At 65.7% G+C, this 15,288-nt stretch carries 14 protein-coding genes; all 14 read right to left on the bottom strand.

Annotated features, from left to right (window positions below; translation table 11 throughout):
- Position 1: 1 nt before the first annotated feature.
- Positions 2-2,044 (bottom strand): NADH-quinone oxidoreductase subunit L, encoded by a 2,043-nt coding sequence (gene nuoL / locus I6J77_RS07445; protein ID WP_204111136.1) that lies wholly within the window; start codon positions 2,042-2,044, stop codon positions 2-4.
- A gap of 4 nt (positions 2,045-2,048) precedes the next feature.
- Positions 2,049-2,354: an NADH-quinone oxidoreductase subunit NuoK gene (nuoK, locus tag I6J77_RS07440; protein ID WP_007805214.1), complete on the bottom strand. Its 306-nt coding sequence runs from the start codon at positions 2,352-2,354 to the stop codon at positions 2,049-2,051.
- On the bottom strand, positions 2,351-2,995 hold the full coding sequence (locus tag I6J77_RS07435) for an NADH-quinone oxidoreductase subunit J (protein WP_204111135.1): 645 nt from the start codon (positions 2,993-2,995) through the stop codon (positions 2,351-2,353). The genes nuoK and I6J77_RS07435 overlap by 4 nt, the downstream gene beginning before the upstream one ends.
- An 8-nt stretch (positions 2,996-3,003) precedes the next feature.
- Complete coding sequence (gene nuoI, locus I6J77_RS07430; protein WP_007805211.1) at positions 3,004-3,495, bottom strand: NADH-quinone oxidoreductase subunit NuoI; 492 nt, start codon at positions 3,493-3,495, stop codon at positions 3,004-3,006.
- Positions 3,496-3,502: 7 nt separating this feature from the next.
- Positions 3,503-4,531 carry an NADH-quinone oxidoreductase subunit NuoH gene (gene nuoH, locus I6J77_RS07425; protein ID WP_007805210.1) on the bottom strand — a complete coding sequence of 343 codons (1,029 nt, stop codon included), beginning with the start codon at positions 4,529-4,531 and terminating at the stop codon, positions 3,503-3,505.
- Positions 4,532-4,535: 4 nt separating this feature from the next.
- Positions 4,536-6,860, bottom strand: a complete 2,325-nt coding sequence (nuoG, locus tag I6J77_RS07420) for an NADH-quinone oxidoreductase subunit NuoG (protein WP_204111134.1) — start codon at positions 6,858-6,860, stop codon at positions 4,536-4,538.
- Positions 6,857-8,182 (bottom strand): NADH-quinone oxidoreductase subunit NuoF, encoded by a 1,326-nt coding sequence (gene nuoF / locus I6J77_RS07415; protein WP_204111133.1) that lies wholly within the window; start codon positions 8,180-8,182, stop codon positions 6,857-6,859. Before nuoF ends, nuoG begins: the two co-directional genes overlap by 4 nt.
- Complete coding sequence (gene nuoE, locus I6J77_RS07410; protein ID WP_007805207.1) at positions 8,182-8,751, bottom strand: NADH-quinone oxidoreductase subunit NuoE; 570 nt, start codon at positions 8,749-8,751, stop codon at positions 8,182-8,184. Before nuoE ends, nuoF begins: the two co-directional genes overlap by 1 nt.
- Before the next feature lie 21 nt (positions 8,752-8,772).
- Positions 8,773-10,026, bottom strand: a complete 1,254-nt coding sequence (locus tag I6J77_RS07405; RefSeq protein ID WP_056718839.1) for an NADH-quinone oxidoreductase subunit D — start codon at positions 10,024-10,026, stop codon at positions 8,773-8,775.
- Between the two features lie 2 nt (positions 10,027-10,028).
- Positions 10,029-10,757 carry an NADH-quinone oxidoreductase subunit C gene (locus I6J77_RS07400; RefSeq protein ID WP_056718838.1) on the bottom strand — a complete coding sequence of 243 codons (729 nt, stop codon included), beginning with the start codon at positions 10,755-10,757 and terminating at the stop codon, positions 10,029-10,031.
- Between the two features lie 23 nt (positions 10,758-10,780).
- Positions 10,781-11,338 carry an NADH-quinone oxidoreductase subunit B family protein gene (locus I6J77_RS07395; protein ID WP_007805204.1) on the bottom strand — a complete coding sequence of 186 codons (558 nt, stop codon included), beginning with the start codon at positions 11,336-11,338 and terminating at the stop codon, positions 10,781-10,783.
- On the bottom strand, positions 11,329-11,685 hold the full coding sequence (locus I6J77_RS07390) for an NADH-quinone oxidoreductase subunit A (protein ID WP_007805203.1): 357 nt from the start codon (positions 11,683-11,685) through the stop codon (positions 11,329-11,331). The genes I6J77_RS07395 and I6J77_RS07390 overlap by 10 nt, the downstream gene beginning before the upstream one ends.
- Positions 11,686-11,970: 285 nt before the next feature.
- Positions 11,971-12,324, bottom strand: coding sequence for a PilZ domain-containing protein (locus I6J77_RS07385; RefSeq protein WP_007805201.1), 354 nt, complete (start codon positions 12,322-12,324; stop codon positions 11,971-11,973).
- Between the two features lie 84 nt (positions 12,325-12,408).
- Positions 12,409-15,258 carry an EAL domain-containing protein gene (locus tag I6J77_RS07380; protein WP_204111132.1) on the bottom strand — a complete coding sequence of 950 codons (2,850 nt, stop codon included), beginning with the start codon at positions 15,256-15,258 and terminating at the stop codon, positions 12,409-12,411.
- Positions 15,259-15,288: the final 30 nt, after the last annotated feature.

Genomic DNA, 15,288 nt, shown 5'->3' with positions numbered 1-15,288 from the left:
CTTATTGCCCGACCGGCACGGAGCCGATGAACCAGTACCCGCCAAGCAGCAGGATCAGGCCGAGAATCATCGCGAACGCGTAGTGATAGAGGTAACCCGACTGCAGCCGGCGCGCCGTGGCAGCGATACGGTGCACCAGGCCCACCGAACCATTGACCATCGCGCCATCGATCACCGCCGTCTCGCCGGCCTTCCAGAACACCCGGCCCAGCATCACGCCACCGCGGGCGAACAGCGCGAAGTACACGTTGTCGACCCAGTACTTGCGGTCAAGCACCGTCCACAGCGGCTTCAGCGCGGACTTGATCCGGCCGGCCAGCGCGGGATTGAACAGGTAGATGTAGGTGCACGTCACGAACGCGATCACCACCAGCAGGAACGGCAGCTGGGTGAAGCCATGCAGGGCCATCGCCGCCGCACCGTGGAACTCGTGACCGAGTTCGGCCAGCACGTTGTTGGCCTCTTCCACGTGGATCGCGTTGCCGAACCAGTTGCCGAACAGCATCGGGCCGACCGTGAAGAAGCCCACCAGCAGCGACGGAATGGCCAGCAGCACCAGCGGCAGGGTCACCACCCACGGCGACTCCTTCGGCGCATGCGCCAGCACGCCCGGCTCGTGATGGCCATGATCGTCATGCCCGTCGTGGCCATGACCGTGATGGTCGGCCACGGTGAAGCGCTCCTTGCCGTGGAAGGTCAGGTACATCTGGCGGAACGTGTACAGCCCCGTCACCAGTGCACCGGCCATCACGCAGAAGTAGGCGTAATGCGCGCCCCAGCGATGCGACTCGCCGACCGCCTCGATGATCGCGTCCTTGGAGTAGAAGCCCGAGGTGAACGGAATCGCCACCAGCGCCAGCGAACCGATCCACATGGTGATCCAGGTGATTGGCATGTACTTGCGCAGGCCGCCCATGTAGCGCATGTCCTGCTCGTGGTGCATCGCGATGATCACCGAGCCGGCGCCCAGGAACAGCAGCGCCTTGAAGAACGCGTGGGTCATCAGGTGGAACACCGCGCCCGAATACATCGACACGCCCAGCGCCACCGTCATGTAGCCCAGCTGCGACAGCGTGGAATACGCGATCACCCGCTTGATGTCGTTCTGCACGATGCCGATCAAGCCGGTGAACAGCGCCGTGGTCGCGCCCATCACCAGCACGAAGCTCAGCGCCGTCGACGACAGCTCGAACAGCGGCGACATGCGCGCCACCATGAAGATGCCGGCGGTGACCATGGTCGCCGCATGGATCAGCGCGGAGATCGGGGTCGGGCCCTCCATCGAGTCGGGCAGCCACACGTGCAGCGGCACCTGGGCCGACTTGCCCATCGCGCCGACGAACAGGCAGATGCAGATCACCGTGGCCGCATCCCACTGCGTGTGCGCGGTGATCTGCAGGGTCTTGCCGACCAGCCCCGGCGCCGCGTTGAACGCGGTGGCGTAATCCAGCGTGCCCAGGAAATACAGCACCGCGGCGATGCCCAGCAGGAAGCCGAAATCGCCCACGCGGTTGACCAGGAACGCCTTGAGGTTGGCGAAGATCGCGGTCGGCCGCTTGTACCAGAAGCCGATCAGCAGGTACGACACCAGGCCCACCGCTTCCCAGCCGAAGAACAGCTGCATGAAGTTGTTGCTCATGACCAGCATGAACATCGAGAAGGTGAACAGCGAGATGTAGCTGAAGAAGCGGGTATAGCCCGGATCGTCGCGCATGTAGCCGATGGTGTAGACATGCACCAGCAGCGACACGAAGCTCACCACCACCAGCATCATCGCGGTAAGGCGGTCGACCATGAAGCCGACGCTGGCATTGAACGGACCGATCTGGAACCAGGTGTAGAGGTTCTGGTTGTACTCGGCCGCGCCGCCCAGGGTGAGCTGGTACAGGACGTAGAACGACAGCGCGCAGGACACCAGCAGACCCAGGATGGTCACGCTGTGCGAACCGGCGCGGCCGATGAAGCGGGCGAAGAAGCCGGCCAGCAGGCAGCCGACCAGCGGCGCCAGCGCAATCGTCAGCAGGATGGATGTTGAAAGCTGCATCGGATCAACCCTTCATGCTGTCGATGTCGGCGATATTGATCGTGCTGCGCGTACGGAACAGCAGCACCAGGATCGCCAGGCCGATGGCAGCTTCTGCCGCGGCCACGGTGAGGATGAAGAACACGAACACCTGCCCCGACACGTCGCCGAGGAAGCGCGAGAACGCCACGAAGTTCATGTTCACGGCAAGCAGCATCAACTCGATCGACATCAGCAGCACGATCACGTTCTTGCGGTTGATGAACAGGCCGGCGACGGCGATGCAGAACAGCACCGCGCCCAGCACGATGTAGTGCGCAAGCGTGATCATGGCTGCGGCTCCTGTGATTCGGTCGATTCGTCGGGACGGACAGCGGCCATCTTCACGATGCGCACGCGACGGTTCGGGTCCGCCCTGACCTGCTGGCTGGCCGACTCGTAGCGGGCGTCGCGACGCTCGCGCAGAGTCAGCGCCACGGCGGCCATGATACCCACGGTGAGGATCAGCGCCGCAATCTCGAACGGCAGCAGGAAGCTCGTGTACAGCGCGCGGCCCAGCCAGGCGGTGTTGGACACGCCGGCGGCCACCGCCGGATCGGCGCCCATCACGTGCGCCTGCATCGCGCGCACGCCGATCAGGCCCAGCATTTCCGCCAGCATGATCGCGGCCACGAACAGGCCGATCGGCAGGAACTTCACGAAGCCCTCGCGCATTTTCTCCTGGTCGATGTCGAGCATCATCACCACGAACAGGAACAGCACCATCACGGCGCCGACGTAGACCACGATCAGCGCCAGGGCAAGGAACTCGGCCTCCAGCAGCAGCCACAGGCAGGCGGCGCTGAAGAAGGTCAGCACCAGCGCCAGCACCGCGTGCACCGAATTCTTCAGCGTGATCACCGACAGCGCGGCGGCCACGGTGACGAAGCCGAAGGCGTAGAAGCAGATGAGTTGAAGCAGTTGGGGATTCATCGGGGGCCTCAGCGGTACGCCGCGTCTTGTGCGCGGTCGGCGGCGATCTGCTGTTCGAAGCGGTCGCCGATGGCAAGCAGCTTCTGCTTGTCCACCACGTTCTCGCCGCGGTTCTCGAAGTGGTACTCGTGGATCGAGGTCTCGACGATCGAGTCCACCGGGCAGCTTTCCTCGCAGAAGCCGCAGAAGATGCACTTGAACAGGTCGATCTCGTAGCGGGTGGTGCGACGCTGGCCGTCGCTCTCGCGGGGCGCCGAGTCGATCGTGATCGCCAGCGCCGGGCACACCGCCTCGCACAGCTTGCAGGCAATGCAGCGCTCCTCGCCGTTCGCGTAGCGGCGCAGCGCGTGCAGGCCGCGGAAGCGGTTCGACTTGGGGATGTGCTCCATCGGGTAGCGCATCGTGTACTTGGGCTTGAACATGTAGCGCATGGTCAGCGCCATGCCCTGCAGCAGCTCGATCAGCAGCAGGCTCTTGAAATAGGCGGAAATGCGATTCATTGGATCCTCAGGCCCCCGTGCCGATGCTGACCAGGCCGTAGTACTTCATCAGGCCCGCCACGAAAACCCACGCGATGGCGATGGGAATGAACACCTTCCAGCCCAGCCGCATGATCTGGTCATAGCGATAGCGCGGGAAGGTGGCGCGGAACCACAGGAACATGAAGGAGAACAGGAAGGCCTTGAGCAGCAGCCACGGGAACCCGCCCTGCCCGATGAAACCCCACGAGGCCGGGAACGGCGACAGCCAGCCGCCCATGAACAGGATCGCGGCGAGGAAGCTGACCAGGATCATGCTGGCGTATTCGGCCAGGAAGAACAGCGCGAACGCCGAGCCGGAGTACTCCACGTGGAAGCCAGCCACGATCTCCGACTCGCCCTCGGCCACGTCGAACGGGGCGCGATTGGTCTCGGCCACGCCGGAGATGAAATAGATCACGAACACCGGCAGCAGCGGCAGCCAGAACCAGTCGAGGATGCCCTTGCTGCCGGCCTGCGCGTTGACGATCTCGGTGAGGTTCAGCGAACCGGCCAGCACCAGCACGCAGACCAGGCACAGGCCCATCGCCAGCTCATAGGAGATCACCTGCGCGGCCGAACGCATCGCGCCGAGCAGCGCATAGCGTGAGTTGGACGCCCAGCCGGCGATGATGATGCCGTACACGCCCATCGAGGTCATCGCCAGCAGGTACAGCACGCCGGCGTTCGCGTTGGACAGCACCATCGAGCTGCTGAACGGCACCACCGCCCACACCGCCAGCGCGGGCACCAGCGCGATCATCGGCGCCATGTAGTAGAGGAAGCGGTTCGCCTTGGTCGGCAGGATCACTTCCTTGATCAGCAGTTTCACCACGTCGGCGAAGGCCTGCAGCACGCCGAACGGGCCGATCTTGTTCGGTCCCATGCGCACGTGCATCCAGCCGAGAACCTTGCGCTCCCAGTAGACGAACATCGCCACCGCGAGCACCAGCGGCAACACGATCGCCAGGATGTACAGGATCGGCACGACGAGCTGATGGATGAGTTGATCAAGCATCTGCTTAAGCCTTGCTCAGGGTGATGGACGCGCCATACGGCGGCAGCGTGGCGGTGAGGTCATGCGCAGCCTCGATCCAGACCGCGCCATCGGGCACGGCGGCATCGATCACCAGCGGCAACGAGGCCTCGGCCACACGTACGGTGTCGCCAGCGGCAAGGCCCTGGCGGGTCGCCTCGGCGGCATTCATGCGCGCCGCCGGGGCACGATTGAGCGGATGCGCATTCAGCGCCGTGGCACGACGCAGCACGGCATCCATGCGGTAGATCGGCCAGGTCGCCAGACGGCTCAGGCCGCTCGTCGTGGCGCGCGCCGCCAGACCCTGGCGTCCGGAAACCACCCGTCCGGCGATACCTTCGCGCAGACCGGCAAGATCGTCGAATTCGAAGCCGGCCAGTTGCAGCGCGCCGCCCAGCGCACGCAGCACCTTCCAGCCCGGCCGGGCCTCTCCCGGTGCCTTCGCGCCGGCAGCCACACCCTGGGCCAGGCCGTCGACGTTGACCAGGGTGGCCTCGCTTTCCGGCAGCAAGGCGATCGGCAGGATCACGTCGGCCACCTCGCGCAGCGCCGGGCTGGCGTAGGCGCTGAACGCCACCACCTGCTCGGCCGCGCGCAAGGCGTTCAGGGCCGCCGCGCCATCGGCGAAATCGTGCGGCGGCTCGACGCCGTACAACACATAGCTCTTGCGCGGCTGCGCCAGCATCGCCTGCGCGTCCAGCCCGCCATTGCCCGGCACCACGCCGAGCTGGGCCAGGCCCACTGCATTGGCGCCCACCGGCAACTCGTCGTAGCCGGCACCCGTGGCGTCGGCAATGAAACGGGCGATGGCACGCAACCAGGACGCCTGCGGATGGGTTACTGCCGCTTCACCCAGGATCACCACCGCCGGGCCCGACTTCAGCGCCGCGATCGTGTCGTTGCCGGCGTCATCGCCCGCTGCCGCAGCAATGGCGTCGGCCAGCGCCGCCGGCGCCGAAGCGCCCGCGGCGACTGCCGCCCTGGCCAGCGTCAGCAGGGCGTCGACCAGGGCTGACGGGGCAACGATCGCCTCACCGGCCAGCTTGTAATTGAAATCGAAACGCGCCGGGTTGATCGCGTAGATCCTGGCGCCCTTCTTGCTCGCCTGGTGCACGCGGTGGTTCAGCAGCGGCATCTCGTGGCGCAGGTCCGAACCGACCAGCAACGCTGCGCGGATCTGGCCAACTTCCGCCACCGGCAAGCCGAACGGGCGCGCCACGGCGTTGTCGGCGAAATCGAGCTGACGCAGGCGATGATCGACGTGGGCGCTGCCCAGGCCGCGGGCCAGCCGCATCAGCAGATCGCCTTCCTCGTTCGAGCTGGCCGGATGAACCAGCATGCCCAGCTCGCTGCCCGGCGCCTTCTTCAGTGCCTCGCCGGCAAATTCCAGCGCCTCTTCCCAGCCAACCACCTGCCACTGGCCGTTGCGCTTGATCTCCGGCTTGCCGATGCGGTCGCCGGCATACATGCCCTGGTGGCTGTAGCGATCACGATCAGACAACCAGCATTCGTTGACCGCCTCGTTGTCGCGCGGCACGGTGCGCAGCACCTCGCCACGGCGCACGTGCAGCCACAGGTTGGAACCCAGCGCATCGTGGTAGCCGACGGACGGCTTGGCGACCAGCTCCCAGGCACGCGCCTTGAACTGGAACGGCTTGTTGGTCAGCGCGCCAACCGGGCAGACATCGATGATGTTGCCGGACAGTTCGGTCTCGATCGTCTTGCCGATATAGGTGCCGATCTGCAGGTCTTCGCTGCGATTCATGCCGCCCAGCTCGTACGTACCGGCAATCTCGCTGGTGAAACGCACGCAGCGGGTGCAGTGAATGCAGCGGGTCATCTCGGTGGCGACCAGCGGCCCGATGTTCTCGTCGGCCACGGCGCGCTTGCGCTCGGTGTAGCGCGACACGCTGCGGCCATAGCCCAGCGCCACGTCCTGCAATTCGCACTCGCCGCCCTGGTCGCAGACCGGGCAGTCCAGCGGATGGTTGATCAGCAGGAATTCCATCACGTCTTTCTGGAATTTCAGCGCCTTGTCCGAGCGCGTCATCACCTTCATGCCTTCGGCCACCGGGGTGGCGCACGCCGGCTGCGGCTTGGGCATCAGCTTGCCGCCCATCTCCACGTCGACCAGGCACATGCGGCAATTGGCGGCGATCGGCAGCTTGCGGTGATAGCAGAAACGCGGGATCGAAACGCCGATCGCGTCGGCCGCCTCGATGATCATCGCGCCCTTGCGGATCTGTGTCGGCTTGCCGTCGACCTCGATGTTGATCAGGTCCGGCGCGGTGCCGGTCAGCTGCGCACTCATGCAGCAACTCCAGAGTTGGCTTGTGCAAGCTTGTCCTCGACCATCGAGCGACCGTGCTGCACGAAGTATTCGAATTCATCCCAGAAGCGGGCCAGGAAGCCCTGCACCGGCCACGCGGCGGCTTCGCCGAATGCGCAGATGGTGTGGCCCTCGATCTGGCCGGCGATCGCCTTCAGCCGATGCAGGTCTTCCTCGGTGCCCCTGCCCTCGACGATGCGGGTCAGCACCCGGTGCATCCAGCCGGTGCCCTCGCGGCACGGCGTGCACTGGCCACACGACTCGGCCTTGTAGAAACGCGAGATGCGGTGGCAGACCCTGACCATGCAGGTGGTCTCGTCCATCACGATCACCGCGCCGGAACCCAGGCCCGAACCGGCCTTCTGCAGACAGTCGTAGTCCATCGTGCTGTCGAGCATGATCTCGGCCGGCAGCACCTTCATCGACGAGCCGCCGGGGATCACCGCCTTGAGCTTGTGGCCGTTGCGCACGCCGCCGGCCATCGCCAGCAGCTCGGAGAACGGCGTGCCCAGGCGGATCTCGAAATTGCCGGGGTTGTTGACGTGGCCGGAGACGGAAAAGATCTTCGGGCCGCCATTGTTCGGCTTGCCGATATTGAGGAACCAGTCGGCGCCGTTGCGCAGGATCGCCGGCACCGAGGCGTAGGTCTCGGTGTTGTTGATCGTGGTCGGCTTGCCATACAGGCCGAAACCGGCCGGGAACGGCGGCTTGAAGCGCGGCTGGCCCTTCTTGCCTTCCAGCGATTCCATCAGCGCGGTTTCTTCGCCGCAGATGTAGGCGCCCGCGCCGAGCGCGTTGTAGATGTCCACGTCGATGCCACTGCCCTGCACGTTCTTGCCGAGCAGGCCGGTGGCGTAGGCTTCCTTCAGCGCCTCCTCGATGTGCTCGTAGGGCTCGTGATGGAATTCGCCGCGCAGGTAGTTGTAGGCCACGGTGGAACCGGTGCAATAGCAGGCGATGGCCAGGCCCTCGATCACCGCATGCGGGTTGTAGCGCAGGATGTCGCGGTCCTTCGCCGTGCCCGGCTCGGACTCGTCCGAGTTGCACAGGATGTACTTCTGCATGTCGCCCTTGGGCATGAAGGACCACTTCAGGCCGGTCGGGAAGCCCGCGCCGCCACGGCCGCGCAGGCTGCTCTTCTTGATCTCGTCGACCAGCGAGGCCGGATCGGGCTTCTCGGCGAGGATCTTCTTCCACGCCTTGTAGCCATCGACCTTCTCGTAGCTTTCCATCGACCACGGCTTGTCGAAATGCAGCGTGGTGTAGACGACCTGGTGGTCCTGGGGTGCGGGTCCGACAGCCATCAGTGGTTCCCCTCGGCGTCGTGGCCGTGCGCAGGGCCATCCATGCTCAGGCCATCGAGGATCGCGTCGATCTTCTCGACGGTCAGGCGCTCATGGTAATGACCGTTCACCGTCATCGCCGGCGCGTACACGCACGCCGCGATGCATTCTTCTTCCAGTTTCAGATAGATCCGGCCATCGGGCGTGCTTTCGCCCGCCTTGATGCCGAGCTTGGTCTCGCAGTGGCGCAGCAGGTCTTCCGCGCCGTTGAGCCAGCACGAGATGTTGGTGCAGATCGCCACGTTGTTGCGGCCGACCGGCCTGGTTTCCAGCATCGAGTAGAAGCTGGCCACCTCGTACGCCCAGATCGCCGGCAGCTCGAGATACTTGGCCACCGCGGTGATCAGCTCGTCGGTGAGGTAGCCATGGTTCTGCTCCTGCGCGCCAAACAGCGCCTGGATCAGCGCCGAGCGCTTGCGGTCCGGCGGGAACTTGGCCGCCCAGGCATCGATGTGCCGGCGGGTGTGTTCGGTGAGTACGGCGAACGGGTCGACGTTCCTGACCTGCTCGAAATGTCCGGTGGCTTTCATGGGTTTCTCCGTCGTGCCGGCTCAGCGATCCACTTCGCCGAACACGAGGTCATAGGTACCGATCATGGCCACCACGTCGGCGAGCATGTGGCCGCGCACGATGGTGTCCATGGATGACAGGTGGGCGAAGCCCGGTGCGCGTAGGTGCACGCGGAACGGCTTGTTGGCGCCGTCGGAAACCAGGTAGCAGCCGAACTCGCCCTTGGGCGCCTCGACCGCGCAATAGGTTTCGCCGGCCGGCACGCAATAGCCTTCGGTGAACAGCTTGAAGTGATGGATCATGGCTTCCATGTCCTCCTTCATCTCGACCCGCGACGGCGGGGCGACCTTGAAGTTCTTCACCATCACTGGGCCGGGGTTGGCCTTCAGCCACTGCACGCACTGCCGGATGATCCGGTTCGACTGGCGCATCTCTTCCACGCGCACCAGGTAACGGTCGTAGCAGTCGCCGTTGACGCCGACCGGGATGTCGAAGTCCATCTCGGCGTACTTCGCGTACGGCTGCTTCTTGCGCAGGTCCCACTCGACGCCCGAGCCGCGCAGCATCGCGCCGGTCATGCCCCATTGCTGGGCCAGTTCCGGGCTGATCACGCCGATGCCGACGGTGCGCTGCTTCCAGATGCGGTTGGTGGTGAGCAGTTCCTCGTACTCGTCCACCTTGGACGGGAAGTCGGCGGTGAACGCCTCGAGGTAGTCGAGCATCGAACCTTCGCGCCAGCTGTTGATGCGCTTCAGGTCGGCGCCCTTGTGCCACGGCGACTCGCGGTACTTCGACATCTGCTCGGGCAGGTCGCGGTAGACGCCGCCGGGGCGGTAGTACGTGGCGTGCATGCGCGCGCCCGACACCGCCTCGTAGACGTCCATCAGTTCCTCGCGTTCGCGGAACGCGTACAGGATCACCGCCATCGCGCCCAGGTCGAGCGCGTTCGAGCCGATCCACATCAGGTGGTTCAGGATGCGGGTGATCTCGTCGAACATGGTGCGGATGTACTGCGCACGTTCCGGCGCCGCGATCCCCAGCAGGGTCTCGATCGAGCGCACGTAGGCGTGCTCGTTGCACATCATCGACACGTAGTCGAGCCGGTCCATGTAGCCGATCGACTGGTTGAAAGGCTTGGACTCGGCCAGCTTCTCGGTACCGCGATGCAGCAGGCCCACGTGGGGATCGGCGCGGACGATGGTCTCGCCGTCCATCTCCATGATCAGGCGCAGCACGCCATGGGCGGCCGGATGCTGCGGGCCGAAATTCATCGTGTAGTTGCGGATCTCTTGCATGCTCAATTCTCCCGCCAGTGATCGGCGGCTTCGGCCTTGGCCTGCATCAGGTCGGCATCGTCGCGAATGGTGCGTGGAACCAGCACGCGCGGTTCGATCGACACCGGCTCGTAGATCACCCGCTTCTGCAGCGGGTCGTAGCGCACTTCGACGTTGCCGATCAGCGGGAAGTCCTTGCGGAACGGATGGCCGACGAAGCCATAGTCGGTGAGGATGCGGCGCAGGTCGGGATGGCCATCGAAGATGATGCCGTACAGGTCGAACGCCTCGCGCTCGAACCAGTTCACGCCCGGCCACACCAGGGTCAGCGAAGGCACCACCGGCAGGCTGTCGTCGGCGCAGAACACGCGCAGTCGCAGGCGCCGGTTGTGTTCGAGCGAGAGCAACTGGATCACCGCGGCAAACCGGCGCGGCTGGCTTCCGCCGCGGGGACGTCCGGCCCAGTCGAAGCGACCCTGGGCTTCGCCTTCCACGCCGCGGGAAAAGCCGGTGCCGGAGACGGTATCGGTATCCCACTCGGTCTGGCCGTAGCCTAGATAGTCGATGCCGCACAGGTCGATCAGTTCGCTGAAGCGGAACGCCGGCTCGTCGCGCAGCGCGGTGGCCACGGCGATCAGATCGGCCGCTGCGAGTTCGGCGACGGTTTCATTGCGAACCGTGCTGATGCTCAGCGTGTCGCCGAATCGCGCGATCAGCTGGGTGGCCAGCGAGGTCTTGGGGGTATCGGTCATGGCTGCGCCTTCGGATGTGCCGCTCAAGAGCGCGCGATGGTGCTGGTGCGGCGGATCTTCTTCTGCAACTGCAGGATGCCGTGGATCAGCGCTTCGGCCGTGGGCGGGCAGCCTGGCACGTAGATGTCCACCGGCACGATGCGGTCGCAACCACGCACCACGGAATAGGAGTAGTGGTAATAGCCGCCGCCGTTGGCGCAGCTGCCCATCGAGATCACCCACTTCGGCTCGGGCATCTGGTCGTAGACCTTGCGCAGCGCCGGGGCCATCTTGTTGACCAGGGTGCCGGCCACGATCATCACGTCGGACTGGCGCGGGCTGGGACGGAAGATCACGCCGTAGCGGTCCAGGTCCAGTCGCGACATGCCGGCATGCATCATCTCCACCGCGCAGCAGGCCAGGCCGAACGTCATCGGCCACATCGAGCCGGTGCGTGCCCAGTTCATCAGCGCGTCGATGCTGGTGGTGGCGAAGCCACGCTGCACCACCGGATTGTCGCCGGCGGGCAGCAGGATGTCGTCGACCAGGTTCAACGGCTCCGGGTTGTGCATCACCCGGCTGACGGAATCCATCACTCCCATTCGAGTGCTCCCTTCTTCCACACGTAGGCGAAACCGATGACCAGCAACAGCAGGAACAGGCCCATCTCGATCAGCGCGATCACGCCGAGCTGCTGGAAGACCACCGCCCACGGAAACAGGAAGGCGATTTCCAGATCGAAGATGATGAACAGGATGGCAAGCAGGTAGTAGCGCACGTCGAAGCGCATGCGGGCGTCCTCGAACGCCTCGAAGCCGCACTCGTACGGCGCCAGCTTCTCCGCCTCGGGACGACGCGGGCCTGCCAGCAGGCCAATGGCCAGCAGCACCACGCCAAGGCCGGCAGCGACGCCGATGAACAACAGGACAGGCCAGTATTCGGCAAGCACGATGCAACTTACCTCCGCGCCGCTGGGCGCATCAGTGACCGTGGGTGTGATCGGGCAACTCACGGTCCGGCGATTTCGATTCGGCAGGCCGCTGGGGCCCCGGGCTTTCCAGCCCCGTCCGCAGGCGTTGCTGCCATGGACGTCCGACGTCTCGCGAAAAGAATTCGCGAATCCCGCCATTGTATCAGTGCGAGGGGGTACAACAAGCCTTGACGGCTGATTGCGTGCCGACTAACCGCACCACACATCCCCGTCACGAAATACGGACGCGGCGAAGCCCACGCATCACATCGTGTGCGTGGGGCGCTCGGAGTTGAGGGTGCCGGCCAGGATGTTCTCGATCCGGCTGCGGGCGGCTTCCGCATCGCCCGACTCGTTGAAGTGGATGCCGATGCCGGCAGTCCGATTGCCCTGGGCGCCGACCGGACTGACCCAGACCACCTTGCCGACCACCGAGATGCGCTCGGTTTCCTCCGCCAGGGTCACCAGCAGGACCACCTCGTCGCCCAGCGAATAGGACTGCGCGGTGGCCGCAAACAGGCCGCCGTGCTTGAGGAAGGGCATGTACGCGTTGTACAGCGACGCCGCATCCTTGATTTTCAGCGAGATGATGCCCTGCCGGGCGCCCATGGGTTTCATGCTTGGCTCCTGCCGGACATGTGACACGCCCGGTCGATGGGACGGATCTTAGAGGCTGTCAGCGACGCATACCACCGGGCGTCGTCACGCAATGCCCTGCTGGCTCGCCAGCAGCGACTGGCGCTCGTTCACCAGGCTGCCCCAGGAACCCGGCGGAACCCAGCCGGCGACCCAGCCCGGCACCTGCGCGGCCGGCATCGGCCGGGATATCCAGAAGCCCTGCAACTGATGGCAGCCGAGCGAGGCCAGCAGGTCGCCCTGGTCGGACGTTTCCACGCCCTCGGCGATCACCGCCTTGGCCAGCATGCGCGCCGTGGTGATCACCCCCGCGGCGATCGCCATGTTCCGGTCGTCGCTGATGATGTCGCGCACGAAGCTCTGGTCCAGCTTGATGTGTTCGATGTCGAGCTTCTGGATGTGGCTCAGCGAGGCGCTGCCGGTGCCGAAGTCGTCCAGGCCCACGCGGATGCCGCGGCGGCGGCATTCCTCGATCACTTCCTTGGCGCGGGTGTGGTCCATGCTCGGTCCGGTCTCGGTCACCTCGATGCCGAAGCCCACGTCCATCACGTCAGGATAGTTCTCCAGCACGGCGTCGATGTCGGTGAAGAAGGCCGGATGCAGCAGGTGGCGGGTACTGATGTTGACCGACACCGGGATCGAAACGCCCGCGCGGATCCACGACTGGCAGCAGCGCAGCGCCTCTTCCAGCACGTAGCGGCCGATCGGGCGGGCCAGTTGCGGGTCGTCCAGCACGTGCATGAAATTGCCCGGCTCGACCAGCGGATCGCTGTCGCTCAGTCGCAGCAGGGCTTCCATGCCGGCCACGCCGTGCAAGCCCGGCAGGCCGTCGATGTAGACGATCGGCTGGAACAGCAGCAGCAGCTGACCCTGCTGCAGGGCCTGCGCGATCCGCTCGCGCATCGCCTGCAGGCGGACCTGCTCGAGCTCCATCGCCGGCTCGTACAACATGCCGCGATCCTTGCCCTCGTCCTTGGCCTGGTACATCGCCAGGTCGGCATGCCGCACCAGGCCCTCGGCATCCGATTCGTCCAGCGGGAACAGGGTCCAGCCGATGCTGGCCGACAGGTACAGTTGCTCGCCCATCAGGTTGAACGGCGCGCGCAGGACCTGGAGGATGCAGCGGCTGATCACGTCGAGCTGCTCGCGGCTGTCCAGCCCCGGGATGACCAGGGCGAACTCGTCGCCGCCGAAGCGGGCCAGCACGTCCGCCTCGCGCAACATGCCCACGACCCGCGCCGAGGCCTCCGCCAGCACATGGTCGCCGCCACCATGGCCGATCGTGTCGTTGACGCTCTTGAAGCGATCCAGGTCCAGCACGCCCACGGCCAGCAGGCTGCCTTGCGTGCTGGCGCGGGTACGAGCCTGTTCCAGCAGCTCGAACAGCAGGCGACGGTTCGGCAAACCGGTCACCACGTCGTAGAAGGCCAGCCGCTCGACGCGTGCCTCGTGCATCTTCTGCCGGGTGATGTCGCGGTGATGCCAGAGGCGTCCACTGGCAACCTCGCCGACCCGCACCGGGGTGAAGTCGCGCAGGAAGATGCGCCCGTCGCCCATGGTCACTTCATCGCCCTTGACGGGCAGGTCCTGCTGCAGGATCTGGCCGATTCGCCGTTCGGCGGATGCCGGATCGGCATACGTTGAAAGCAGTCGTGCGTAGAGCCAGTCCGCCGCCCTGCCCTCCAGCTCGGCAGGCGATTCGGGCAGGCCGAACAGGGTGCAGAAGGCCTCGTTGGCAAAGCCCACGCGGTCGTCCTCGGACACCACCAGGATGCCGGCGTGCTGGTTGGACAGCACCGTGCGGAAATACTGCAGGCTGAAGCGCAGTTCCTGTTCCGCCGCCAGCCGGGCCGCCTGGGCGCGCTGCACCTGGATACCCAGCCCCAGCTCCACCGCCATCTCGGCGAAGGCCTGGATCTCGATGTCGCCGAAGGCATCCACCGTGGCCGCGCCGACGACCAGGCAACCGGCAATCGCCCCGGCCACCCGCAGCGGCAAGGCCAGCAGCGACTGCACGTCTGCAAATCCGGACTGCGCCATGCCCGGATGGCTCGACTGGGGCTGACCCAGTGCAAGCGCCCTGGCCACCATGGCGCCCGCAGGCGTCCGATCGAGCGGGCTCGACTGGAGGTCCTGCAGCAGGCCGGCGTCCAGTCCTTCGTGCGCCTGCTGCAACAGACGACCCGGATCACCGGTTTCGAGCAGGCCGATCCAGGCAGCGCTGTAACCACCGGTGGCACGCAGCACGCGACAGGCGCCGGACAACAGCGACGGCTCGCTCTCGCTGTGGGTGACCAGCTTGATCATCTCGCTGAGCAGGCGCAGCGCACGCCGCTGGCGCGCCTCGTCCTGCACCGAAAGCAGCAGGCGCGTGCGCTGCTCGTGCGCTTCGAGACCAAACCCGATGCTGATCGCCGCCTGCTGCAGCAGCTCGATCATCCGCGGCGAGAAATAGTCGGCGTGCGCGGCCCGTATCATCAGCGCTGCGCAGACTTCGCCAAACTTCAGCACCGGCACGGCCAGCGCGGCACCCACCTCGTGCCTTGCGTAGGCGGGCCGGAACATCTGCAGGGCCTCGCTGTGGCGGATGTCGGCTTCAAGTTGCGGCTCGCCGCGCCAGAACGCGGGCTGCGCCGCCGAAAACGGGATGCGTTCGGGGTAGATGTCGGCCATCCCGGCAGCCACGTCGGCGGGCGCGATGCGCTGCAGCCAGCCGCTGCGGTGGTCCAGTTCGCCCACCATCACCAGCCGCGCGCCGATCCGGCGCTGCAGGACCTCGATCACCGCCTCGTACAGGACTGCCGGCTCCAGCGCACGCACCAGCAGCTGCCCGATCTCGGACAACGCGGCATGGAAACTCTCGCCTGACGCAGCATCGGCTGCCACCTGCGTCGAGTCCTGCTCCGATATGTGCATTCGGATGTCCGCCGGATGGACCGGCTGCGA

This window comes from Rhodanobacter sp. FDAARGOS 1247 (genome assembly GCF_016889805.1).
Classification (GTDB): Bacteria; Pseudomonadota; Gammaproteobacteria; order Xanthomonadales; family Rhodanobacteraceae; genus Rhodanobacter.
This window is presented reverse-complemented; position numbering and strand designations above follow the sequence as displayed.